The 24,448-nt window shown below is 44.0% G+C and carries 18 protein-coding genes; 16 read left to right on the top strand and 2 right to left on the bottom strand.

Annotation, left to right across the window (positions count from 1 at the left end):
* The first annotated feature begins 59 nt into the window (after positions 1 to 59).
* The 9 genes from AC59IL_RS03540 to AC59IL_RS03500 all read left to right on the top strand — a co-directional run bounded on the left by AC59IL_RS03540 (position 60) and on the right by AC59IL_RS03500 (position 11,869).
* Positions 60 to 2,426 carry an ABC transporter permease gene (locus AC59IL_RS03540; protein WP_496550699.1) on the top strand — a complete coding sequence of 789 codons (2,367 nt, stop codon included), beginning with the start codon at positions 60 to 62 and terminating at the stop codon, positions 2,424 to 2,426.
* 594 nt (positions 2,427 to 3,020) lie between these two features.
* Positions 3,021 to 3,842 carry an HAD-IIA family hydrolase gene (locus AC59IL_RS03535; protein WP_496550698.1) on the top strand — a complete coding sequence of 274 codons (822 nt, stop codon included), beginning with the start codon at positions 3,021 to 3,023 and terminating at the stop codon, positions 3,840 to 3,842.
* 302 nt (positions 3,843 to 4,144) lie between these two features.
* Positions 4,145 to 4,519 carry a heavy-metal-associated domain-containing protein gene (locus AC59IL_RS03530; RefSeq protein WP_496550697.1) on the top strand — a complete coding sequence of 125 codons (375 nt, stop codon included), beginning with the start codon at positions 4,145 to 4,147 and terminating at the stop codon, positions 4,517 to 4,519.
* Positions 4,520 to 4,824: 305 nt separating this feature from the next.
* The gene (locus AC59IL_RS03525; protein ID WP_496550696.1) at positions 4,825 to 5,787 is read left to right on the top strand and encodes a hypothetical protein; all 963 of its coding nucleotides are present in this window, start codon (positions 4,825 to 4,827) and stop codon (positions 5,785 to 5,787) included.
* Positions 5,788 to 6,324: 537 nt separating this feature from the next.
* Positions 6,325 to 7,491: a T9SS type A sorting domain-containing protein gene (locus AC59IL_RS03520; RefSeq protein WP_496550695.1), complete on the top strand. Its 1,167-nt coding sequence runs from the start codon at positions 6,325 to 6,327 to the stop codon at positions 7,489 to 7,491.
* A gap of 224 nt (positions 7,492 to 7,715) precedes the next feature.
* Positions 7,716 to 10,037 (top strand): carbamoyltransferase HypF, encoded by a 2,322-nt coding sequence (hypF, locus tag AC59IL_RS03515; protein ID WP_496550694.1) that lies wholly within the window; start codon positions 7,716 to 7,718, stop codon positions 10,035 to 10,037.
* Between the two features lie 24 nt (positions 10,038 to 10,061).
* Positions 10,062 to 10,316, top strand: a complete 255-nt coding sequence (locus AC59IL_RS03510) for a HypC/HybG/HupF family hydrogenase formation chaperone (RefSeq protein WP_496550693.1) — start codon at positions 10,062 to 10,064, stop codon at positions 10,314 to 10,316.
* A 100-nt stretch (positions 10,317 to 10,416) separates the two neighbouring features.
* Positions 10,417 to 10,929 carry an OsmC family protein gene (locus tag AC59IL_RS03505; protein WP_496550692.1) on the top strand — a complete coding sequence of 171 codons (513 nt, stop codon included), beginning with the start codon at positions 10,417 to 10,419 and terminating at the stop codon, positions 10,927 to 10,929.
* A 133-nt stretch (positions 10,930 to 11,062) separates the two neighbouring features.
* On the top strand, positions 11,063 to 11,869 hold the full coding sequence (locus AC59IL_RS03500; protein WP_496550691.1) for a lipocalin family protein: 807 nt from the start codon (positions 11,063 to 11,065) through the stop codon (positions 11,867 to 11,869).
* A gap of 61 nt (positions 11,870 to 11,930) precedes the next feature.
* On the opposite strand, the gene AC59IL_RS03495 is transcribed toward AC59IL_RS03500, so the two are convergent.
* Complete coding sequence (locus tag AC59IL_RS03495) at positions 11,931 to 12,332, bottom strand: DUF4267 domain-containing protein (protein WP_496550690.1); 402 nt, start codon at positions 12,330 to 12,332, stop codon at positions 11,931 to 11,933.
* Positions 12,333 to 12,480: 148 nt separating this feature from the next.
* A complete protein-coding gene (locus tag AC59IL_RS03490; protein ID WP_496550689.1) occupies positions 12,481 to 13,056 on the bottom strand; it encodes a Crp/Fnr family transcriptional regulator in 576 nt (191 codons plus the stop codon).
* A gap of 560 nt (positions 13,057 to 13,616) precedes the next feature.
* Here AC59IL_RS03490 and AC59IL_RS03485 point away from each other — a divergent pair.
* The 7 genes from AC59IL_RS03485 to AC59IL_RS03455 all read left to right on the top strand — a co-directional run bounded on the left by AC59IL_RS03485 (position 13,617) and on the right by AC59IL_RS03455 (position 24,410).
* Positions 13,617 to 15,674, top strand: coding sequence for a chondroitinase-B domain-containing protein (locus tag AC59IL_RS03485; RefSeq protein ID WP_496550688.1), 2,058 nt, complete (start codon positions 13,617 to 13,619; stop codon positions 15,672 to 15,674).
* 218 nt (positions 15,675 to 15,892) lie between these two features.
* On the top strand, positions 15,893 to 16,903 hold the full coding sequence (locus AC59IL_RS03480; RefSeq protein WP_496550687.1) for a T9SS type A sorting domain-containing protein: 1,011 nt from the start codon (positions 15,893 to 15,895) through the stop codon (positions 16,901 to 16,903).
* 18 nt (positions 16,904 to 16,921) lie between these two features.
* Positions 16,922 to 17,038, top strand: a complete 117-nt coding sequence (locus tag AC59IL_RS03475) for a T9SS type A sorting domain-containing protein (RefSeq protein WP_496550929.1) — start codon at positions 16,922 to 16,924, stop codon at positions 17,036 to 17,038.
* A gap of 414 nt (positions 17,039 to 17,452) precedes the next feature.
* Positions 17,453 to 18,223 (top strand): cupin domain-containing protein, encoded by a 771-nt coding sequence (locus AC59IL_RS03470; RefSeq protein ID WP_496550686.1) that lies wholly within the window; start codon positions 17,453 to 17,455, stop codon positions 18,221 to 18,223.
* A 349-nt stretch (positions 18,224 to 18,572) separates the two neighbouring features.
* Positions 18,573 to 19,934, top strand: coding sequence for a Gfo/Idh/MocA family protein (locus AC59IL_RS03465; RefSeq protein WP_496550685.1), 1,362 nt, complete (start codon positions 18,573 to 18,575; stop codon positions 19,932 to 19,934).
* 68 nt (positions 19,935 to 20,002) lie between these two features.
* Positions 20,003 to 21,070 carry a DUF6807 domain-containing protein gene (locus AC59IL_RS03460; RefSeq protein ID WP_496550684.1) on the top strand — a complete coding sequence of 356 codons (1,068 nt, stop codon included), beginning with the start codon at positions 20,003 to 20,005 and terminating at the stop codon, positions 21,068 to 21,070.
* Positions 21,071 to 21,485: 415 nt separating this feature from the next.
* Positions 21,486 to 24,410 (top strand): sensor histidine kinase, encoded by a 2,925-nt coding sequence (locus tag AC59IL_RS03455; protein WP_496550683.1) that lies wholly within the window; start codon positions 21,486 to 21,488, stop codon positions 24,408 to 24,410.
* Positions 24,411 to 24,448: the final 38 nt, after the last annotated feature.

Raw genomic sequence — 24,448 nt, 5'->3', positions numbered from 1 at the left:
CCGTTTGCGTCCTTGCCTATTCACCATTCACGCGTATGCTTTACACGTACTTTAAATTCATGTTTCGCCGTCTTTGGAAAGACCGCCGCTTTACAATACTGAACCTCGTTGGCTTATCGACCGGTTTGGCGGCTGCTATATTAGTTTACCTGTGGGTTTACGATGAGTTGCAGGTTGACCATTTCTTTAAAACCGACAGCCGGCTGTACCAGGTAATGAATAACCGGCAGGATGGCGATAAGGTTGTTACCAATGGCGACGGCAGCGCTATTTTAGCTGAAACGCTTAAAAAAGAATTACCCGAAGTGGAATCCGGCGTGAGCACCACACCGGCCTTTTGGTTTAGAAAAATAAATATATCTAACGGCAATACCGCTGTTAAAGCCACGGGCAATTTTGCCGGGCCGCAGTATTTTACCGTGTTTCCTTATGAGCTGGTGGAGGGCAAACGGGAGCAATTACTGACCGATAAAAACGCCATTGTTATATCGGAACAGCTGGCCAAAAAGTTATTTAATACAACTCGCCATGTAACAGGTAAAGTAGTGGAATGGAAATGGTTCAGCTTCAGCGTGCAGTGTGTTATTACCGGTGTGTATAAAAACGCGCCTGCAAATGCAACCCTGCCGTTTGATTTTCTGCTCTCCCTCGAATCGTGGGGTAAAGATGTTATGCACCTCACCACCGGAACGCCCGATATAAGCGGCGGCCCTTTTAATAATTTTATCGTGTTAAAGAAGGGCACCAATGTGGCACAGTTTAATAAAAAGATTGCAGGGTTTATAAAAAAGAAGTTTCCCGATTCTCCAATCAGTTTGTTTGTACGACCATATGCCGATGGTTATTTATATGCCAATTACGAAAATGGGGTGCAAACCGGCGGTAGAATTGAATACGTAAAACTGTTTTCCATTATCGGCATCTTCATTTTACTGATTGCCTGTATTAATTTCATGAATTTGAGTACTGCAAAGGCAGCGCAACGAATGAAGGAAGTAGGTGTAAAGAAAACGCTGGGCGCAGGCCGGCGGTCGCTGGTGTACACTTTTATGGGCGAATCGTTACTAATGAGCGCTATGGCGCTGCTGATTGCTTTATTGCTTGTTTGGTTGCTGTTGCCGCAGTTCAATGCGTTCACGCAAAAGCACCTGAGCCTTCCTGTTAATGCCACGGCAATCGGATCTGTGATTGGCATTGCGTTATTAGCCGGCCTGGTGGCAGGCAGTTATCCTGCATTATACCTGTCGCGTTTCAGACCTGCCATTACCTTAAAGGGAAAATTTACCGGTTCTGTTAATGAATTATGGATACGCAAGGGGCTGGTGGTGTTTCAGTTTAGCCTGTCGGTATTTTTTATGATTGGTGTTATGGTTGTCAATAGCCAGATGCGATATGTACAATCAAAGAACCCCGGTTTTGATAAAGACAATATTCTTGTTTTTGAAATGGAAGGAAGAGCGGCCAAAGAAAAGAATGCCTTTTTTACTGCTGTAAAAACGGTACCCGGCGTGGTGCAGGCTTCCTGCATAATGAACACCATTCTTTTGCCGGCAGCGCCTGCGGGTGGTGGTCTTCGGTGGGATAATAAAAATGAGGATGATGCTGTTCGGTTTCACGGACTATCGGTTAATTACGACCTGATCGAAACGCTGGGTATTCAAATAGTGGCCGGTCGTTCTTTTTCGCGGAGTTTTGCTACCGACAGCACCGCCATAATTGTTAATGAAGAAGCAGTTAAACAAATGCATTTGACCGACCCAATTGGTAAGGTAATTACTGGCGTATCGGGAAACCAAAGCCATATTATAGGAGTGGTCCGCAACTTTCATTATAATTCATTGCATGAGCCTATACAACCTTTTATTTTCAGCCTGGCGCCTGATGAAACGCTGTTGGCCATGGTGAAAATAAACAGGGAACATCGCCAGGCTACCATTAATGCATTGGCTGCATTTTATAAAAAGTTCAACCCAGGTTACCCTTTTGAATACAAATTCCTCGATGAGGAATACCAGGAGCAGTATGCTTCAGAAAAGCTGGTGGCTAACTTATCAAAGTACTTCGCCGGCTTAACCATTATCATCACCTGCCTGGGCTTGTTCGGACTGGCTGCATTCAGGGCCGAAACACGTCGCAAAGAAATTGGTATTCGCAAAGTGTTAGGCGCCACGGTAAGTAATATTGTGGGTTTGTTATCTAAAGAGTTTTTATATCTCGTATTTATAGCGTTGCTGATTGCTTTTCCTTTGGCATGGTGGGGCATGAACCAATGGTTGCAAAGTTTTGCCTATCGTATTAATATGGGCGCCTCGGTTTTTGTTATAGCAACTACGCTGATCTTTGTTATTACAATTTGTACAATCAGTTTCCAGGCGCTTAAATCGGCGATGGAGAATCCGGTGGGGAGTTTGAAGGCTGAAGGTTGAATCAGGAAATGGAAAGTTGACAATGGGTGCCGGTTACAAGTTACAAGTTACAGGTTACAAGTTTCAGGTTGTTACATGTTACAGAGAATAACTGCTTCTGAAGCCCTGCAACCTGAAACCTGCAACCTGTAACATAAGACTGCCGTTTCACGTTTGTTGAAAATATTATCTGCGCAATATTATAATGAATAAAAGCTGTCGTTTTTGTCGTTAATTTCTTACATAACTCAGTGAACCCTTCTTGCTACTTACCATTTACTACTCGCTTCTTCTTCATTAATTCACACACAGTTAATAATTAAGTAGGTGTTTTTAAAATTGAATGTGTATATTTGCACCATAGTTCTTTATTCATACCAGTAAATGTTCAGCCGCTTAACAATATAATTAACAAAGCGGTCGTTCTTCGGTTGTAATTTTGCCACAAATGCGCTCTGCATAATCATTTTTTCCGCTTGTCATTCCTGCTTGTTCAGTATAAATTCTTGCCTGTGAGCACTTTATTTTGCTTGCCCTTTAATGCTTAAAACAGCTTGCCCTGTTGCCGGCCATCTGAAAGGATACATTTATTCAAAAAACAAAAAAGATATACCTATGGCACAAAAGGGCTTTCTTATCGACATGGATGGTGTTATTTACAAAGGCAGTGAACCGATACCCGGAGCAGTTGAGTTTATTAATTCATTACGCGAGCGTGGTTATCCTTTTCTGTTTTTAACCAATAACAGTCAGCGTACACCGCGCGACGTATGTTATAAATTACGCAAATTAGGTTTCAATGTAAACGACGATGATATTTTTACCTGTGCTATGGCAACAGCGCGTTACCTCGCTTCGCGTAAAACGCATGGCACAGCTTATGTAATTGGTGAAGGTGGTTTGCTTACCGAATTGCATAATGTAGGCTATTCAATTGTAGACGATCATCCTGATTATGTGATCATTGGTGAAGGACGTACCATTATGCTTGAATCGGTTGATAAGGCGATCAATATGATCATGAACGGTTCAAAGCTGATCGCTACCAACCTCGATCCCAATTGCCCGGTAGGCAATGGAAAAACCCGTGCCGGTTGTGGCGCATTTGTCGCCATGCTTGAATTTGCTACCGGTAAACAGGCGTTCAGTGTAGGTAAACCAAGCCCGGTGATGATGCGTATGGCGCGCAAGATACTGCAGCTGAGCACCGATGAAACCATTATGATCGGCGATACCATGACCACCGATATTCTCGGCGCCGGCTCTATGGGCTTTACAACAGTGCTGACCTTATCGGGCGTAACCAAAGAAGCTGACCTTGATCAGTTTGGTTATACACCTGATTTTATTATTAAATCGGTAAAAGATTTACTGGATGATAACCTGTTCGCACACGTGCTCGAAAAGGAACAGGAGCGTGTCTTAAATGTTGCGTAGTAAGTCCGAAAGTCAGTAAAGTCCGGAAGTCGGAAAGATGGTTGCCCTCAATGCAGCTTTCTTTCTGACTTTCGGTCTTCCGGTCTTTCCGACTTTTCTGACTTCAGGAGGCCCGCTTGTATTTTGTTGCACTTTATAACTTATTGCATTTTACGAACGTGATTTGCAATCGAATTGTTAACGGAGAACACTTTGTTTATTAACCGGCAGTACAAGCCACGTAAAAATAATACCTACTTGTTTGTGCACTAAGGACTGGTGTAAAAACAAAACTCAATTACGTAAAAAACAAAATCAAACAGATGAAAAAGTTGTTTTGTGCAGCTATTATTTTGGTAGTAGCCTTATCATTTGCCAAAGCACAAAGTCCCAAACCTTACAATTACAAACTGGATGGACCTTTTACTTCAATCCAAACGTTTAAAGTAAACGGTGTGTGCGATATGTGCAAGCATACCATCGAAAGCGCCTTGAAAAAATCGCCTGCGGTATACTCGGCCGATTGGGATGCTGAATCAAAATTGCTGCTGGTGAAATATAACCGGCTGAAAACAACGCCCGCAAAAATTGAACAGCTGGTTGCTTCAACCGGCCACGATACGCAGCATGTAAAAGCCGATGCCAGTGCTTACAATTCCCTGCCGGATTGTTGCAGGTATGAACGGAAGTCAAAATAGTAGAAGTCGGAAAGTCAGTAAAGTCCGAAAGTCCGAAAGAAGAATGCATTCGCAGCAACTATCTTTCCGACTTTCGGACTTTCCGTCTTCCGGACTTTCCGTCTTCCGGACTTAAATGGATTTGTTTGATTGTTATTTTGAGCCTAAATTGCTTCGATTTCCCGGAATATCCATTGAAAAGAACCCACCCCATACATACTACAGGCAAAAGCCGGCATGTAATTAGCCCAAAAACTGTACAGTAAACCTGATCATTTCAGGCTCATTCAATTTGCGTTGAAGGCAATTGTTCAACTGTACCGATCATGAAAAATGTTGTAGTAGCGTTGTTTCGCCAGTTCAGTAGTCGTTTGATGCCAATGGTTTTTGGCATTTTGTGTACATTGAAAATTTTTGCCCAGGAAAACCAATGGATCATAGGCGAATGGAACGGCGTTTATTTCGGCGAAAAAAGCAAGATTACCAAAACCTTTGATACGCGTTTACAAATTACCAAAGTGAACGGTTCGCAGTTTGAAGGTATCGTGCAATGCATTCTTCCCTCAGATACCACTGTGCGATTACATACCCGCCTTACCGGACGAATATATGCCGGTTATATAATGACCAAGCTGAAAGAAGTGGTTTATTTCAAAGATCCCCCTGGTCAATATACATGGGCCAAGCATTGCAACGCCTGCGATTCCATGAAATATTCCTGGTCGCAGAAAGGCGACAGCATTGTATTGCAGGGCGAAAGAAGATGCGATACGTTGTGTAATATCATAGCCCGTTACTCAAAAAATATCGGTTCGCTCACATACCGGGCTGCTTTTTTATACGACCCTGAAATTACTGCCCGCAGGCCGGTAAAAACAACCGGCACTACCAGCATTTCATTTATACGGCCGATTGCACGGGATTCGCTGGTGGGAAGAGATTTTCTCGCAGGCAGGGCCGTGAACAATGCCACCCGCTATATCATCAATGCCGATTCGGCTGAAATACGGCTTATGGATAACGGCATTGTTGATGGCGATACCATTAGTTTGTTTTACAATGGCCAGTTGATTGTACAAAAACTGGGATTAAAAGAAAAACCATTTGTTATCAGGCTACCCATCTTTAAAGGATTTCCCAACCGGCTTGTGATTTATGCTGAAAGTTTAGGTTCTTTTCCTCCCAATACCGCACTGGTGCAGGTAAGATATGGTAAAAAAGAAGAAAGTTTTTTGCTAAGCTCCAATATGTCGAGAAGCGGCAGTATCGAATTGGTGAATAACCAATAACGAAGACGCTTAATGCCTAACGCCTAACGCTTAACGCTTAACGCATAATGCCTAACGTTTAATGCATTCGTGGAGGGCTGTTTTGCATTTACTGTTCTGCGTTCAGCATTTAGCGTTCAGCGTTTCGCGTTTCACGTTCAGCGTTCAGTGTTTCACGTTATTGCCAAAATAGTTTATAATTCGGCTAATTGCAGGCAGGCAACCGGTTGATAAATATATTTACTTCACAGTACCTTCTTCGCTAACTTAAAACCTGCTGCTATATGAAAATGCCAAAACCGCTTGAGTATATCGTTCTGGTATGCTCATACTCGTGACACATCTGTAATCCGCATTATTGAACACATTCCTGTTTACAGCCGAACATAACACGTACAGTTTGTAACTGTAAGGCCATTGCTAACCAATTTATGGCTTGTACAACCTCGTTATGTTGCTGAACGATCCTCCCTAAATTAACCCGCACCGGAGAAACCGGCAGATCATAGGTTATGATGTGCCCCGGATACTTATTTTTTAAACGTAAAGCCTTATCAGATGAAACATCTACACACCATGCGGTATAACTCAACCGCGATTGCTTTGCTATTGTTATTCGCCAACGGAGCATTAACGGCGCAGGTTAAACTAAGCGCCACCGCCAGCTCAGGCAGTGCTTACAGCGTGATTTCGTCAAAAGGATTTGGTAATGAAAATCCTGATTGTAAACATCCTTCTTTTGGTGCGCATGTTACCCAGGCAAGTGATGGCACCCTGGGAAAAAATGTATTTGTATTTCACAGTCATATCGATGCCGATGATGACCGCTGTACCAATGAAGACCGTGTACGAATGGAAATAAAAGGCGGATCAGAATCCTCTGCCACCATGCAGCATACGAACGGACAAACCGCTTATTACCGCTGGAAATTTAAACTCGATGCCGGATTTATTCCCGGCAGCCGCTTCACGCATATTTTTCAAATCAAAGCCTATGGGGGAGATGACGGTGCGCCGTTAATTACCATTACACCCAGAGCCGGTACGCCGCAAAAAATGCAGATCATTCACAGCGCCGGTGAAGGCAGCGGCAGTTTGGGAACAGTTAAGGAGGTTGATCTGGCGCCCTTTAAAGGCGCCTGGGTTGAAGCCTATGTAAAATATAAAAGCAGCGAAGGCAGTGCCGGAACATTTGAAATAACGCTTAAGCGTATGAGTGATGGCGCAACGCTGCTTTCGTACAGTAAAACCGGTATTGATATGTGGCGCACTGATGCTGAATACAATCGTGGAAAATGGGGCGTATACCGCGGAAAAGATGATGTGCTGCGCGATGAGCAGGTTCGGTTTGCCGATTTCTGTATATCTGAAAGCAGCGCCAGTCAGTGCCCGGCAGAGGCAGGTACGTTAAGCGCCGCCGGCAATTCAACTGAACAGGACATGGCGGCATCCGTTGAAGAAGCGAATAGTGAAAAAATAATACGTAGTGTGCCCAATCCGCTGCAGCAGCAGAATACCATCAGCTTTTATCTCAACAAGCCGGCCCGCACCAATATTACAGTATACGATATCACCGGAAAACAGGTGGCTATAGTGGTAAATGCGCAACTGCAGGCCGGTATGCATAAAGCAACACTCGATGCAGGTCGTTGGCCGGCAGGTGTATATACTTTAACAATGATGTATGATAAAAAAGTGATCACCCGGAAATTGCTCAAAGAGTAATTAAAAGAAAATAATTACATACCCTGACCGGTCCATTAAATAAAAAAGAGGCTGTTCTTTATTCAGGAAGATAGCCTCTTTTTTTTGTATTGCATCTGACAGATTAACTGAAAACCGGCGCTAAAGTAATAGCGGCCCGCCCCATACCTCATGATCACTGTCATTCAACGCGCTGATGCCCGTTATTCCACTTATTGGTGTTGCTTACTAATATTGCCTGTAACGTGGAAACATATCATATCCATATCAGAGGTCTGGTGCAGGGCGTAGGTTTCAGGTCCTTTATCTGCCGGCTGGCAGAAAGCATGGATCTGAAGGGATGGGTAAGCAATACCGGTAACGGCGTTCATATTGAATGTAATGCTACCCGTAAAATTGCCATGGATCTTTGTAACCGGTTATTAAGCCAGCCCCCGCCCCATTCGATCATTACTCATTATGATATAGAAAAAACCAAACCTCAGCTTTACACTTCTTTTTTGATCAGGGAAAGCAGCGACGATACTATTCCCGATCTGTTGTTAACGCCCGACCGGGCGCTGTGCGATAATTGCCGTAAAGAATTGAATGATGAGCACAACAGCCGTTATCAATATGCATTTACAACCTGTCCTGAATGCGGGCCCCGGTATTCGATCAGCAAAGCCTTTCCATACAATCGCGCCAATACCACTATGTCGGAAATGCATTTGTGCAAACATTGTTTGCAGGAATACAATGATATAAATAACAGCCGGCATTATAGTCAAACCAATTCCTGCACCCATTGCAGCATTCCCATGCACCTGTATAAGGCCCCGCATGAATATATAAGCAGCGACAGCAGGTCGATATTGCTTACTATCAATAATGCGCTCGAAGCCGGTGATACAGTGGCTGTGAAAGACATTGGCGGTTACCTGCTTTTATGCGATGCCACCAATGGCGATGCCATTCAGATGTTGCGCCGGAGAAAGCGCCGTTCGTATAAGCCTTTTTCCCTGTTGTATGCAGATGTTGCGATGGCGCAAAAAGATGTATTCATAAGGTCTGTTGAAAGAACAGCGCTCACCAATACGGTTGCTCCGGTTGTTCTTTGCCGGTTGAAGGAAAAATCGGGCAATGGTATTTGTGCTGCAGCAATTGCCCCGGGTTTGAACAAAATTGGTGTGCTGTTGCCCTGTTCGCCATTGCTGACGCTTATTGTACAAAATTTCGGCCGCCCCCTGGTTACCACCGGTGGCAATATAAACGGATCGCCGGTTTTATACAAAGATGATGATGCACTGGATATATTACCCGGTATGGCAGATTACATACTCACTTATGACCGGGATATTGTAATTCCGCAGAACGACAGTATAATGCAATTTACCGATAAGGAGCAAACTGTTTGGTTACGCAGAAGCCGCGGACTGGCGCCTAATTATTTTCCGGCTCCTTTTGATATGCACGATAATGTGATGCTGGCAATGGGCGCCGATCCTAAAAATGCTTTTGCCCTTTTGGTTAATCATAAACTGTACATAAGCCAGTATCTCGGCAATCTTCATAATGATGCATCTCAAACAGCTTTTAAAGATACGCTGCAGCATTTGCAGCAGTTGCTGAAGGTAACACCCGGTTATATCATTACCGATAAACATCCTGGCTATTTTGTTACACAGGAAGCCGAAGCATTGGCCACAACCAGTGGTGCATTGTTAACATCGGTTCAGCACCACAAGGCGCATTTTGCAGCCGTGCTGGCCGAAAATAATTTATTGCGAAGTAAAGAATCGGTGCTTGGCGTTATCTGGGATGGCGCAGGATACGGTGATGATAAACAGATATGGGGTGGGGAAGTATTTGTTTTTGAAGACCGGCATCTTAACCGTGTAGCGCACCTTGATTACTTTTCACAATTCGCGGGTGATAAAATGCTCAGGGAACCCCGGCTATCGGCCTTTGCCTTATTGAAATATTTTCCTGCACAGCAACATCTGCTGAAAAAGTTTTTTACCGAAAAAGAGTGGTCGATGAACCAGCAGCTCATTAATCAGCCGCATCCGTTGCTTACCAGCAGCATGGGCCGGTTGCTCGATGGTATTGCGGTCATTCTGGGACTTGTGCAGTATAATACCTGGGATGCTGAAGCTGCTATGCAACTGGAGGCACTGGCTACCCGGTGCACTGTTAAAACAACCGATTATTATCATATACCGCTTATAAACGGGCGCATGCAATGGGAAGAGCTGATGGCCGGATTGCTGCAGGATGTTGAACAAAAAGTACAGTCACCGGTCATTGCCTGGAAGTTATTTTACTCGCTGGCCATGGCTGTTTTAAAGCTGAGCGATCATTTCGAAACCAACCGTATTGCTTTCAGCGGCGGCGTATTTCAGAATGCCCTTCTTACCGATATGATCATAGAGCTGGCATCGGGTAAAAAGCAATTGTATTTTCACCGGCAATTAAGTCCGAATGATGAATGCATTGCATTTGGCCAGCTGGCGTATTACAGTTTATACCGGCATAGTATGAATGAATCACATATTATTCAAATAGAAAAGGATATTATAAAATAATTATAAACCCAATATATCAATGTTATGTGTTTAGCAATTCCCGGAAAGATCATATCAATTTATATGCATGCAGATTCAACTTTCAGACTGGGGAAAGTTTCTTTTGGCGGTATTATAAAAGACGTAAATCTGCTCAGGGTACCCGAAACCATTCCCGGCGATTATGTGCTGGTGAGCGTAGGTGTTGCAATCAGTAAAATAAACGAAGAAGAGGCCCGGAAAACTTTTGAACGACTGAGAAAGTCGGGCGAGGTAGAAACCTTGGCCAATAATATTTAATACATATCAGTGTATGCGAAAGAGATCAGTTTTTTGAATGATAAAAATCATATGATGAAAAGAGGCGGACAAATAAATTTGTAATCATTAAAAGTTAATTATGGAAAAGGCATTTGGCGAACCCGTTAAACAACTACAGCCGGTGTGTTTCAGTACACAACTTAACTGGATAGGAAATAGGAAAGGCATTTTGCGTGCCGGTGAAGCTCAGAGTATCATTCATGTGGCTACACCGGCTCAGTTTGGTGGTGAAGGACATGAGTGGAGTCCCGAAGAAATGTTCCTCGGTTCAATAAGCAGTTGTTTCATGACCACCTTTCTGTTTCTGGCGCGTAAGCATGATCTGGCTGTTTCGCACTTTGAATGCGCCGCCCACGGAGAGGTTGAGTTGGTAAAGGGTAAGTATGAATTTACCGAGGTAGAGTTGTATCCTAAGGTGCATATCATGGATGAATCGCTGCGCTGTAAGGCCGAGCAGGTGCTGGTAAAAACCAATCAATACTGCCTCATAACCGCTTCAGTTAAATGCCACATTGTTTATCATACCGAAATACTGGTAGGCTATCAGCCTCGCCAAAAAAATAGTAAACAGGTGAATGGATACACCCCTTAGTGCAGAACACATATTATAACCGTTCGACTATGCAAAAAAGCCCCGGTGTGTCGGGGCTTTTTGCATAGTCGAATTATTTATATCTTTATCGCCGCCACCAAATTAATTGCTGGTACCCCTACAAAACCACACTATGACAAAATTGGTCCCTGCGCTTCTTTTTACCCTTGTTCTGTTTGTTTCCTGTTCCAACAAACAAGTTTTGGAAAATAAAGTATGGAAGCTGGTAAATGTAAGTTCCGGCTCTACGGCTGCCTTCCTGAACCATTTGGAGGGTGAATTGTCGAACCCCGGTGGTTATAGCCGGTTTTTACGCTTTTACAGCGACGGCACCTATACCGGAAAGCTGGCCACTACATTTGATTATGGCACCTGGACCGTATCGGGCGACGCGCTTACCCTTACCTCAAACGATAAGTCGGTGATGAAATTTAATATAACAAAGCTTACAGATGAAGCGCTTGTGATGAATATCGACAAGTTGAAGCTGTTGGGCGAAAAGCTGGACTTTCAGTTTGAAGCAAAGCCGGTGATTAAAGACAAAGACGATGATGCCTACAGTTTAAAAAACAATGGCTGGCAAATAAAAGCAAAGCAAAAAGAAACAGATGCCCAAATACTGGAAAGAATTAAAGGTCACATCCTTTGCCAGTTATTGTATATTGAAAAGGCCATTGAAAATAAAGAAGAAACCATTTCGATCGGCCAGTTTGCAAGTCCGGTTAAGTTTTATGGAAATGGCCTTGGGTTGAAACCATTGGCAGATGTGCCCGACGAATGGAAGGAAACCTTTTTCGACAATGCCGATATGGAAAAAGGTTATGATTATCTGTCAAAAGGATTTGAAACAAGGATATCGGTACCCGATACCAAAAACAGGTTCCTCATGTACAAAGGTATTTTTGAGCAGCTGTTTCTGAACCTTAAAAAATTGCATTAACTCTCAGTTCCGGAGCCTGCTCCCGATATCGGAGCAGGCTCTCACGGAGATTTGGCGTAACCTATGCCTTCGCCATTTTTGAAGCTGCTCTGAAATAATAAATTCCCAGTGGTAAGCAGATCAAAATAGCCGATAAATGCGGATATAATCTGGCGGTTTCATAATCAGGATGAGATAGCACCGTCAAAAAATCTACTGTTGGAATGATACAACCAAGTATCAGTGCAACGCCCAGCGCGCGCCTTTCTTTCAACAACAACAGCGCCAGAACAATGGCTCCTGTAAAAATATCACGTATGCCTTTTATATGCTGAAACGAATAATCATTGTTGGTTGAAACATGAATGCCAAATGCGGTAGTAGCGGCTTCGGGAATAATGAAAAAACGGATCCCGATAAATAACATTAATATGCCGGTTAAAACTGACATCCAGAGTGCGATTGTTTTTACTGAATTTTTCATTTTTATATTTTTTAGTGATTTAATCTGAGGCAAAGATCACTTCAGTAAAAAACAATTTCATGCACCTGAGTTAATAAATACATGTTTCCGGTTGCCAGTTGCCTGTTTCCAGGAACTGGTATCCGGTATCCGGTATCCGGTAACAAGTTTAGCCAGCGGCCAGTCTTTTCCGTATCCTGCTTAACGACTGCGGCTTAACCCCTACATAAGAAGAAATATGGTATTGTGGAATGCGTTGCTGCAGATCGGGGTAGGTTTGTAAAAAAATACGATAACGTTGCTCGGGGGCGTCGGAATATAAAGACGTGATCTGTTTTACCGACTCTACAAATATCTGCTCGGCTATCAGCCGGCCGAACTTTTCACCCCCTTTTATATCGCTGTAAAAGATCTGCAGGTCGTTGTACGATATGGTGAGCATAGTGGTATCTTCAATGGTTTGAATGTTTTTGGCAGAAGGCGAATGGTCGAGAAAGCTCTCATAACTGCACACGAAATTGCCTTCCTTGCCAAAACCATAAATCAGTTCTTCCCCATCATTGTTGATGAAATAACGCACGAGCCCCTGTTGAATGAAGCCTGCATGCTGACAAACCTGTCCTTCTTTCAAAAAATATTCTCCTTTGACATAGCTCTTTTCTTTAAATAATTTTTGAATCAGTTCTTTTTCGCTGTCGCTTAGCGAAATAAAAAATTGCAGGGTTTTGATGAGCTGATCGTGCATAATTTTACATTGAATGTCCAAAAATAGCGGATTTCAATTTCCCCGGCAGCGTTACCTATTAACGTTATATACTATTTGTGTTAAAATAGTTTAGTTCCCGGTTAATTACAGGTATTCATGCAGTGCAATAAAGTTGTTACTTCATGTTCACTAACGATTAACCAAATAAACTGTCATATGAAAAAAGAAAATCCGCCGGTGTATATCGGCAACGTGTACTCCTATTACTAAAGCTTAATATTTCCATTGACTCTGCTATTCCTTTTTATTTTTCCCCATTTGTAATTGCGGTGCGATTTGTGTGTTTAAAAAATTCCCCTGGCATTTTCTTGGTAATCCGTTCCCAGGGATTGGCAGTAAAGTATAGCTACCGTTTTTTAGATTAATGCATACCTTCTTAACATACCGTTTTGCATACGGTGTGCTATGTATTGATCTGTACATCATTTATTCCCCCCTCTTTAATTCGCATCAGGAAAAACGCCTGATGACAATGATCTTTTTGCCTAGTCTGGTCCTTCCGCCCAGATTTTTCATCATTAACAATAACGCAAAAAACAATGAACAACAAAATCTACCTTTTGCTTTTAATGCTTTTTGTAGCTCCCGCCACGATGCTCGGAGCAACCATTACTGTTTCATCTTTGTCGGCCCTGCAAACGGCCATCAATAATGCATCGCCCGGCGATGTGATCATTCTCACCAACGGCGTGTATACCGCCAGCGCCGATATCACGATTAACAAACAGGGTACCGCAACACAACCCATCACCATTCAGGCGCAAACCATTGCCGGCGCCGAGATCACGGGATCGAACGGTTTTAGTATTGTTAGTCCGGCTAAGTACATTATCATCAAAGGATTCAAGTTCACACACAGCGCTTCACAGGCTACCATGGCAAGCGGCACCAGTTTTTGCCGGTGGACCCGCAATATTTTTCAAACTCCCGGCGAAGGCGAGAACCTGCTGCTGAATGGTAATGACCACGAAGTGGATTACAATACGTTTCAGCATAAGAATGCGCTCGGCCGGTTTATTGCCGTACGCGGATCGGGCAGCCAGATTGCGCAACGCCTGCATATTCATCACAATTATTTTTTAGATCAGCAGCCGCAAACCGGTAACGGCGCCGAAACAGTGCAGTTCGGTTTAAGCGGGTACAGCCTTTCTTCGAGCAACAGCATTGTTGAGTACAATCTGTTCGAAGAATGCGAAGGCGAAAATGAATTGATATCTGTAAAATCCTCTGCAGTAACAATACGATATAATACCATTCGCAATTGCCCCGCGCAATTCACGTTGCGGCATGGCAACCATAATGTGGTATATGGAAACTATTTCATCAATACACCCGGCATCCGCATATTTGGCGATGACCACGTGATATTCAGTAATCACTTCGAAAATTGTGATCCTGCCATCAATATCGGTAATGGCGATGGCGAAGTGGCCGATGGCGATGCTCTAACGGTACACGATCGTCCCGACAGAGTGCTTGTTGCATTTAATACATTGGTGAATAATACATCGAACATTACCCAGGCCAGCCGCACCGACGGATTGGGCGCCACCGATATTACAGTGGCCAACAACATTGTACAGGGCGGGGGAGCGGCCGCTTCTATTGCCGGGCCATATACCGGTGGCGTATGGTCGGGAAACATCATTTATAATACCAGTGGCGCCGGTTCTATGCCGTCATCGGGCTATCGCAATGTAAATCCTTTGCTGGCACGCGATGCCACCGGCACTTTTCATTTGCAATCGGGCAGTCCGGCAATCAATACCGCTACCGGCACTTATTCGGCTGTTACCACCGATATGGACGGACAATCACGCACATCGCCCCTTGATGTGGGCGCCGATGAAGTTTCTACCGCGCCTGTGATTGCGCAAATATTGTCAGTTTCAATGGTAGGATATAATGGAAGCGATCCATCAGCCTGTCAGCCTGTAATCGCCAGCGGCGATGACGGCAATGTGCCTGCCAATGTACTGGATAATGATCTCAATACACGCTGGTCGGCCAGCGGCGACGGGCAATGGATACAGTTCTGTTTGAGCAGCGCTTCAACGGTTACCGGTGTGCAGATCGCTTTTTACAATGGCAATACACGCACTTCAACTTTCGATGTACTGACCAGCACCGACGGTGTAAACTTTACCACAGCCGCCAGTGGTTTGGTAAGCAGCGGCACTTCGCTTAACCTTGAAACGTTTACGTTTACGGGCCGCACGGCAAAATATGTGCGCATTACAGGCCATGGCAACAGCGTAAATGCCTGGAATAGTTATACCGAAGTTAAAATACAAACCAGTGCAAGTATCGCAGCCCGTATGATGGAAGAAAGCCTGGCTCCCAAAGAAGCGCTGACCGGTTTTCCCAATCCGTTTCATACAACCAGTACCATCACCTTCTTTATCGAAAAACAGGGGCATGCGTACCTGAGCGTATACGATATGACCGGCAAACAGGTAGCTGTGCTGGTAAATAAAAATTTACCCGCAGGCTATCATCGAACAGATTTTGATTCGCAACGATTGCCGGCCGGTGCTTATTTGTTGAAGCTTGTTCAAAATGGAAAGAATATAATGAAAACTTTATTGAAAGAATAAAGGCGAGAACAGTTTATAGTTTGAGGTTTGTAGTTTGTGGTTCTTTCGGTGAATCATACTCAGTAGTAGTGGATCTGTAAAACTGTTTAGGTGCTTGATTTACTGAGAATGTCTAAATCGCGGCAGCAACCACAAACCCGAAACATTTGTTGGCAGCAACTACAAACTACGAACCTCAAACTACAAACAAACATAACGCTAACCTTAAAAACACTTTTATGAAATCCAAATTTACCAGCCAATGGCACAGGGAATTTTCTGTGCTATTCACACTTATTGTATTATCAGCTTTCAGCTCCATTACCCACGCACAGCTTGGCAGCGGCTGGGTACAATATTCTCCCACAAAAAAGATCCATCTCGATAATGAAGATGGTTTGCAAATATTCAGCTGGACCTCCTATAAATCGGTTTGCGATCCCATTTGCGCCGATTACAGCTACAACGGCAGCAATGAATCGGAAACCTTTCGCCTGCTCGATAACCGCACCAACCGTTCTGAGATCAGGTTGCAGAACGAATATTCAACAGGCAGCCGCCAGTTTGAAGGCTATGTTACTTTTTATGCGCCGCTGAACGACGAAAGCCTGATGCAGATTTTCGGCAGCACCTCAGGCGCCACACAACTGATGATACGTGGTTATGCAGCCAGCGGCGGATCGATACGCGGAGGAGGTCAAACCCTGGCTACCAATGTATACGGAAAAGAAGTGCGCGTAAACGTTATTCATTTGCAGGAAAATGTAGGCAACAAGATCATTATTTACATCAATGGTGTTAAAAAAGCCGAGATAGCCGACAATGAATCGGTAACCAATTATCACAAATACGGTAATTACGGCACCCTCACTACCGGTGAAGCCGTTGTTAAATGGCGCAACGTGCGTTCGTTCAGAGATGGCACTGCGCCTTCGTCTACTGCCGCTACAGAGGCACGTGAAGCTGTTGCTGAAACTACAGAAGCTTCCGGCAATTACAACATCAGGATATTTCCCAATCCCGTAGCCGGCAAACAGGCCACTATCAGGTATTCATTATCAAAACCTGAACTGGTACGCATTGTACTGTACAACATCAACGGACAGGCAGAGGAGATCATCAATGCCCATCAACAAACCGGCGAACAAAGGGCGTACTGGAACACTTCGAATAAACCGGCCGGAGTGTATGTGGCAAGAATTACCATTGGTAGTGAAACGAAAAGTATAAAAGTAACGGTACAGGAATAACATCTTAATTCGAACGATCTGCCATCAGGTTATCATCGTCGCGATTTTGATGCGCATCAGCTGTCTTCGGGTACCTACCTCGTAAAGCTGGCGTATAATGGAAAGAGTACAATGAAAACGATATTGAAGAAATAAAAATTTGCCTTTCCTTTTTTCTGACGGGTTGAAGCCAAACGGCTTTGGCCTGTCAGTTTTTTTTGTACCACATTTTTGGGTGTAAGAAGCGAATCAGGTATAGGGAAAATGCGGCTGCAGGCCGCTTCAGCGCCGGGTACACGACCCGGTCACCGGCTGAAACCCGCATGAAAGAGGGATATTTCGTCAAAAATGCTGGTGTTTACCCGGATAATTGCTGCGAAAAATACGACAACAGCCGGGTTAACAATATTGACCACAATCATAAAGCTACATTTCATAGTTTACTCTTAACCCCTTATAATTCATACCTTGTGCCCTGAACCTTATACCTTGTGTTTTCACAATGCAACTTATCGCTGATACTTGTCATCTATACTTGACACCTGAAACTCTTTATAGTATATTTACGCCATGAGACGAATCTTATTTACGATTGCCATTTTTACATGCTTTTGTGCTAATGCCCAACGAGATACAGTGCGCTCGAAAGTGTTTGAATGGAACAATCTGATGGTGGATAAAGACTCCAGCAGCTACCGCGTACAGTTTGTGCTTGGGCCAACCACCAATCTCGATGAACTGGAAATTCATGCTACCGAACTTGATCCCGGCAAATCGCCATACCCGCCCTTTTCATGGGTCGATGCTGAAGAACTGATCATTGTAAAAGAAGGAAATTTAAAAGTTACAATTAAAGGCAATACTAAAATAATTGGCCCCGGGGGCGTAGCCCTGGTACTTCCGGGCGAACAACGCTATTTCGAAAATACCGGTAAAGTGCTTACTACTTATTATGCGTTGCGATTTAAAACAAGGTCGTCGGCTAATGCCGATCGTGGCAATCAGTCAGGCGGCTCTTTTATAGGCGACTGGGATATGTGGCCGCTTGAAGAAAATGAAAAAGGCGAAAGAAGAGAAGTGTTCGACCGGTTCACCGCCCTGTTTCAGAAAATGGAATTGCATGTTACAACACTTAACGAAGAACAGATAAGTCATAACCCGCACAAACATCCGCAGGAAGAAATATTATTAATCAGAAAAGGCAATGCCCAGGTGCAGATCGGCGAAGCCTTGTACAAAGCAACCGCCGGTGATCTCATATTCTTCGCATCCGGCATCCGGCATAATATCAGAAACGCAGGTAAAGGACAACTGGAATATTTTGCCTTGCAATGGCAGTAGTGGCCAATGGTGAATGGTCAATGGTCAATATTGCCGTGCTTCGGAAATGCCGATTATATACAACCTGTTGCGGATGAGGCAGCGGTTGTGCCTGCAACGTCTGGCTCAGCAGCGTTTTGAACGCTAAAGAGTGCGACGCAACGGATGCCAAATTGTAATTCAATAGCCTGGTACCAAAAACTATTACTTCAAAATTCGGTTACTGCCCCTATTGACCATTCACCATTGACCATTCACTAATTCTACCCAAAAATTAATTAATATATGCCACCTTTATTTTAATGTTGAAATTGATTATGTTCTCCTTAATTTTAAGGCCTTTCAAACAATCAACCTTAATATTGCCGTTATGAAAAATTCTCGACGCCGGTTTATTCAGCAAACAACAATGGCCGGAGCTGGTATTTTAGCTGCAAAAGCGGGATTCTCTTTCACTGCACAAAGTTACAGAAGAATAATAGGGGCTAACGACAGGGTACGGGTTGGGGTAGTTGGTTTTTCGGACCGCCACCGCAGCTCGCACATGCCTTGTTTTATGAATCATTACAAAGAATTGAATTTCGATGTGGTGGCCGTATCGGATATCTGGAAAAAAAGAAGGGAAGAAGGCGCTGCCCAATGGAAAGAAAAAATGGGCCACGATATTGTTGCCTGTCGTAATAACGAGGAGCTGTATAGCCAGAAACTGGTAGATGCAGTATTCATCAGCACGGCCGATTTTCAACATGCACTGCATGCCATCGAAGCCGTAAAGGCCGGTTGCGATGCTTATGTTGAAAAACCATTTGCCGAAACCATGGAAGATAACCGCGCTGCCTTAAAAGCCATAAAGGCTACCGACCGCATAGTACAGATCGGTTCGCAGCGCAGAAGCGGTTCAAACTATCATGCCGCCAATGATTTTATAAAATCAGGTAAGTTCGGTCCCATTACAATGGTTGAATTAACCTGGAACGTAAACCAGCCCGGTCGTTGGCGCCGGCCTGCTTTACTGCAGCAGATAAAAGAAGAAGATACCGACTGGAAGCGCTATATCATGAACCGCCCGTACGAACCATTCGATCCGCGTAAATACCTCGAGTATCGCCTGTTCTGGCCTTATTCATCGGGTTTGCCGGGCCAATGGATGAGCCATCAGATCGATACGGTGCATTGGTTCAGCGGTATTCAACATCCGCGCAGCGTGGTAGCCAATGGTGGTATTTACATGTGGAAGGATGGAAGAAAGAACTGGGATACCATTACCGCCGTTTTTGATTACGGTCCGGTTGATGACCTTTCAACAGGTTTTCAGGTTGTGTTTGCTTCGCGCATGCACAATGGCGATGAACGCCCGTCGGAAGTTTATTTCTCCAATGGCGGTGAATTAAATCTTATTACCAATACGGTATCGCCTAAAGGCGGATTGACCAAACATTTTGCCGATGAAATGGGCATGAAGGAAAACCTGTTGCCCGAGCAAAGCTTATCACAGGCTGAGCCGGTAATAGCTTCTGCCAATACAGGCGGCGATAAACTAACCAGCAACCATGTACGCAACTGGATGGAATGTATCCGCAGCCGCAAACAACCCAATGCGCCGGTTGAAGCAGGCTACAGTCACTCCATTGCCACCATCATGACCAATGCTGCCGTTCGCACCGGTATGAAAGCCACCTTTGATGAAAAAACGCAGGAAGTGATGGCAGGAGGAAAGGCATTTAAATATTAGTTACCAGGTACCGGTTACCGGTTCCCGGGTCCCGGAAACAGGTAACCGGTAACTTTTAATAAGCATCTATGAAACTTCATCACAAATTCTTCAGTATTTGCACCATCGGTCTGGCTTGTTCAACAGCATCGGTGGCGCAGCAAAAAGAAATGGTAAAGTTTGAAAAACAAAAAGATCAAACCACCATCGATGTAACAATCGGTTCAAAACTGTTTACGCGTTTTATATTTCCCGATACACTGGCAAAACCGGTGTTGTATCCTATTTATGCAGCCAATGGTACCATGGTTACCAGAGGTTACCCCATCAATCCCTTGCCCGGTGAACCAACCGATCACCCGCACCACCTTGGGTTATGGTTCAATTTTGAAAATGTAAACGGGTTAGATTTCTGGAATAATTCCTTTGCCATCCCTGCCGCAAAAAAGAGCCAGTACGGATGGATCAAAACCGATCGCATTCTGAAAACAAAAGATGGCGAAAAAGGCATATTGTCGTATCATGCCAACTGGACGAATCAGCAAAACGATGTATTGCTTGAAGAAACCACCACCTTTGAATTCAGCGGTACCGAAAATCAACGCATCATCGACCGGGTAACGCTGCTGAAAGCCAAAACCGATGTAACGTTTACCGATGCCAAAGACGGATTGCTGGGCATTCGTGTAGCGCGCGAGCTGCAAATACCCAACAAAAAAGATCAGCTGTTTACCGACGACAAAGGCATTGTAACAGTTGTAAAGGCCAATCCCAATATTGTTGAAAACGGCAATTACATCACCAGTGCAGGCAAGGAAGGCGACAGCGCCTGGAGCACCCGGGCGGTATGGTGCAAAATGTTTGGTAAGATCAAAAACGATTCTATCAGCATCAGCATCATCGATCATCCTGAGAATATCAATTATCCCACTTTCTGGCATGCGCGGGGATACGGATTATTTGCAGCCAACCCGCTGGGTGAAAAAATATTCACCAATGGTAAATCGGCAAAAAATCTGCAATTGAAAAAAGGCGAAACGGTACGTTTTGCTTACAGAGTGGTGATTGATCAGGGGCGAAGGACCATTTCAACACAACAGTTAAACCAGCTGGCCGATGATTTCGGAAAAATAAAAGCGGCTGAAATTGGTAAATAAATAGATTCATAAGTTTAACTCCATATGGGTTTAAACAAAAGCGGACAGGTCATTACAGGTGGCTTGTCCGTTTTGTTTTAATAATCTTTTCTGCCGTGAAAGTCAACCTTTTGTGTTTTACAGAGCGCCAGCCTGCAGGGAGCGGGAGCCCTTCCGGATAGCAGAAAAACTTATTCTTTCCGGCTTTCCGGGTATTAAAAAAAATCGTAACTTGATTGTCGGCCCTATTCACTAATCAATACTTCACCTGTTACAGGAAAAGGCAATTCATGCCCAATGAGCATATACCTTCCGTGTACCTCGTCCTTTCCGATATTCCCATGCCGTTTTCCCGGTTATTATTACTGAATGCTATGAATTTAATTGACCCAATACCCTGCTAAGCCTGTGAATAAGCATTAGTAAAAATTTAGTAATGAGCACACACCCCGTAACAGACCTTTTAATATACGATACAACAGAACCGTTGTTGTCTTCGGTTTTTCATGCGGTAAATTTTAGTCTGGCTGTTATTGACGAAAATGCGCGTTATTCCGAAGTAAATGAAGCCTATTGCCAGATGATGGGATATACCCGGGAAGAATTGATCGGGCATCATTTTTTAACCATTGTGCCGCATGAACAAAAAAAATCTTTTCTGCAGATATTTTATCAAATCATCCACAGCGTTGACCAGTTTCAATTTGCCGGCGAATATGTGGCGCAGCGAAAAGACGGTCATGTATTCCCGGTATATGCTTACACATATGTTGTAAACCGCTCCAATGGCACCCGCTGCCTGCTTATATCAGTAATAGATATATCGGAAACCAAAAAGTATAAGAACCTGCTCGAAGAAACCGAGCTGGCAACCGGCATCGGCGGCTGGCAGCTTGATATGCAAACCAACCAGCTTTCGTGTACGGAAGGATTGTATAAGTTATTCGATATTCCGAACGATAAAGTGATCACATGGAATGATATGCTTTCGTTTTTTGGCAATGATTCCTTTAAACAGTTCAGGCTGGCAATGCAGCAGTCGATCGAAGATGGCCAGCCATTCAATCTGGAATTTAAATGCTTTACAACGGCCAATAACAGAACCAAATGGATAAGAGCAATTGGCAGAACCGAACGAAAATTAAATAAAACCATTAAACTGTTTGGAACCTTCCAGGATATTACGTTGCATAAGGAATCGGAAGAACAGATTTACCTGGGACAGGCCAAGTACAGGGCCATTGCCAACAGCAGTTTATACGCCTTTTTTTTAGGCAAGCCCGATGGGGCCATACTGGAAGTCAATACAAAAGCCTGCGAACTGTTTGGCTATACCGAAGAGGAGTTTATAAAGCTGGGCCGGCAGGGAGTTTTATATCAGACCGAAGAATTAATGGCATTGTTGAATGAACGCAAAACAAAAGGATTTACACAGGGCGAGCTTATTGGTATCAAAAAAGATGGTACGCATTTTCCCTGCGAATTTTCATCGGTTTATTTCAAAGATCTGAACGGTGAAGACAGAATGAGCACCATTCTGTTTGATATTTCAGAAAAAAAGAAGGCTGAAGAAGAAGTGAGAAAGCTATCGCATATAGCACGTGAAACGCTTAGCCCTATTGTAATAACCGATCTTGACAGAAGAATACAATGGGTAAATGCAGCATTTACCCGTATTACGGAATATAGCTTTAAAGAAGCGGTGGGCAAAAGGCCCGAAGATTTTTTGTATGGCAAGGAAACTGATCCTTCCGCCATACAACGTTTACTGGAAAGTAAAAGAGTAGGACGCACCTTCGAAAGCGAATTTTTTCTGTACAGTAAATCAGGTAAAAAAATCTGGGTTACCATGCAGGCACAACCGCAGTTTGATAAAAACGGAAAGCTCACCGGCTATTTTGCCATTGGCATCGACAGTACCGAACGTAAGAAAAATGAAGAAACTATCATTCGCAATCAGCGGTTGTTGCAACAGGCCGAGCGGCTGGCCATGCTCGGGAGCTGGGAAACCGATTTGAAAACTGGTAAAAGTATATGGTCTGATGAATTATACCGTATTTACGGCTGGCAACCGGGTGAGGTAGAGCCTACGCTAGAACGGCAATTATCCATCACGCATCCCGATGATCACGAACACGTGGCAGTGGCCCTGAAGCGCAGCTTTGATGGAAAAGGCGATTTTGAATTTGAACGAAGGATCATTCAGCCGGGTGGCGCCATGCGTATTATTCGTTCGCAGGGACAACTGATCAGGGACCGCTTCGGTGAGCCTGAAAAATACATCGGGGTGGCGCATGATATTACCAGTCAAAAGCTGGCTGAAGATCAGTTGCGGCAACAGGAAGCCGATATGATCGCCGCTATTGAAAATATACCCGACATTCTGTTCTCGACCGATATGCATGGCAACCTGCTCACCTTTAATTCGGCTGCAAAAAAAATGGCCGCCCGGGTGGGGCTGAAAATCGACCGGGGTTTGAACATTATGAATATATGGATGCAGTATAATGAAAAACGGTTGCCCTGGTATAACCGGGCCTTACAGGGCCAAAGAGTGACCTTTGAAGACCATTTTACCATTAATAACGGGGAATATAATGAGGCCATATATTTTGATATTTCAATGAACCCGGTATTTGATAAGAAAAAAAATCAGTTTGGCGTGAGTGTTTTTTGCAGAAATATTACAGAAAGAATAAGGCTCGAAAGACAGTTGATGGAAGAAAAAGTGAATCGCCAGCGCCAGATTGCACGGGCTACCATCAATACCCAGGAAAAAGAAAGATCTGAAATAGGCAAGGAGCTGCACGACAATGTAAACCAGATACTCGCATCTGCTAAACTTTTTCTGTCGTCGCCGTTTATTGAAGGCAGCGAAAAGGAAGTATTTGTAAATAAGGCAGTGGACCATATTCACATGGCCATAGAAGAGATCAGAAAGTTATCTAAATCGCTGGTATCGCCCAGTGCGGCCGACCTGGGCATTATTGAAACCATCGATGATCTTATGTACGATATAAAGATGATGCAAAAAATTGATGCACGCTTCAATCATGGTGGTATCGACGAATCGACGCTGGATAATGGTTTACGGCTTACCATATACCGTATTGTACAGGAGCAGGTTAATAATATATTGAAGTATGCCAATGCATCGATTGTTGATATCACTTTAGAAGAAGAAAGCAGAAAGCTGGTGCTTACCATCACCGATAACGGCAAAGGTTTTGATCCTGCTGTAAAAAGAAGAGGCATCGGCTTAAGCAATATTATCAATCGTGCCGATGTGTTCAACGGCAAGGTTGACATTCAAACCGCTCCCGGTAAGGGCTGTTGCGTAAAAGTGATTTTTGATAAGTAATATAGCACAAGGCACAAGTCTTGAAATTCGATCTGTAT

This window comes from Niastella sp. sgz303648 (assembly GCF_059587045.1).
This window is presented reverse-complemented; position numbering and strand designations above follow the sequence as displayed.

Excerpts from the sequence above, each read along its gene's own strand:
- AC59IL_RS03540 (WP_496550699.1), top strand. The coding sequence starts at position 60 with ATGTTTCGCCGTCTTTGGAAAGACCGCCGCTTTACAATACTGAACCTC.
- AC59IL_RS03535 (WP_496550698.1), top strand. The coding sequence starts at position 3,021 with ATGGCACAAAAGGGCTTTCTTATCGACATGGATGGTGTTATTTACAAA.
- AC59IL_RS03530 (WP_496550697.1), top strand. The coding sequence starts at position 4,145 with ATGAAAAAGTTGTTTTGTGCAGCTATTATTTTGGTAGTAGCCTTATCA.
- AC59IL_RS03525 (WP_496550696.1), top strand. The coding sequence starts at position 4,825 with ATGAAAAATGTTGTAGTAGCGTTGTTTCGCCAGTTCAGTAGTCGTTTG.
- AC59IL_RS03520 (WP_496550695.1), top strand. The coding sequence starts at position 6,325 with ATGAAACATCTACACACCATGCGGTATAACTCAACCGCGATTGCTTTG.
- AC59IL_RS03510 (WP_496550693.1), top strand. The coding sequence starts at position 10,062 with ATGTGTTTAGCAATTCCCGGAAAGATCATATCAATTTATATGCATGCA.
- AC59IL_RS03505 (WP_496550692.1), top strand. The coding sequence starts at position 10,417 with ATGGAAAAGGCATTTGGCGAACCCGTTAAACAACTACAGCCGGTGTGT.
- AC59IL_RS03500 (WP_496550691.1), top strand. The coding sequence starts at position 11,063 with ATGACAAAATTGGTCCCTGCGCTTCTTTTTACCCTTGTTCTGTTTGTT.
- AC59IL_RS03495 (WP_496550690.1), bottom strand. The coding sequence starts at position 12,332 with ATGAAAAATTCAGTAAAAACAATCGCACTCTGGATGTCAGTTTTAACC.
- AC59IL_RS03490 (WP_496550689.1), bottom strand. The coding sequence starts at position 13,056 with ATGCACGATCAGCTCATCAAAACCCTGCAATTTTTTATTTCGCTAAGC.
- AC59IL_RS03485 (WP_496550688.1), top strand. The coding sequence starts at position 13,617 with ATGAACAACAAAATCTACCTTTTGCTTTTAATGCTTTTTGTAGCTCCC.
- AC59IL_RS03480 (WP_496550687.1), top strand. The coding sequence starts at position 15,893 with ATGAAATCCAAATTTACCAGCCAATGGCACAGGGAATTTTCTGTGCTA.
- AC59IL_RS03470 (WP_496550686.1), top strand. The coding sequence starts at position 17,453 with ATGAGACGAATCTTATTTACGATTGCCATTTTTACATGCTTTTGTGCT.
- AC59IL_RS03465 (WP_496550685.1), top strand. The coding sequence starts at position 18,573 with ATGAAAAATTCTCGACGCCGGTTTATTCAGCAAACAACAATGGCCGGA.
- AC59IL_RS03460 (WP_496550684.1), top strand. The coding sequence starts at position 20,003 with ATGAAACTTCATCACAAATTCTTCAGTATTTGCACCATCGGTCTGGCT.
- AC59IL_RS03455 (WP_496550683.1), top strand. The coding sequence starts at position 21,486 with ATGAGCACACACCCCGTAACAGACCTTTTAATATACGATACAACAGAA.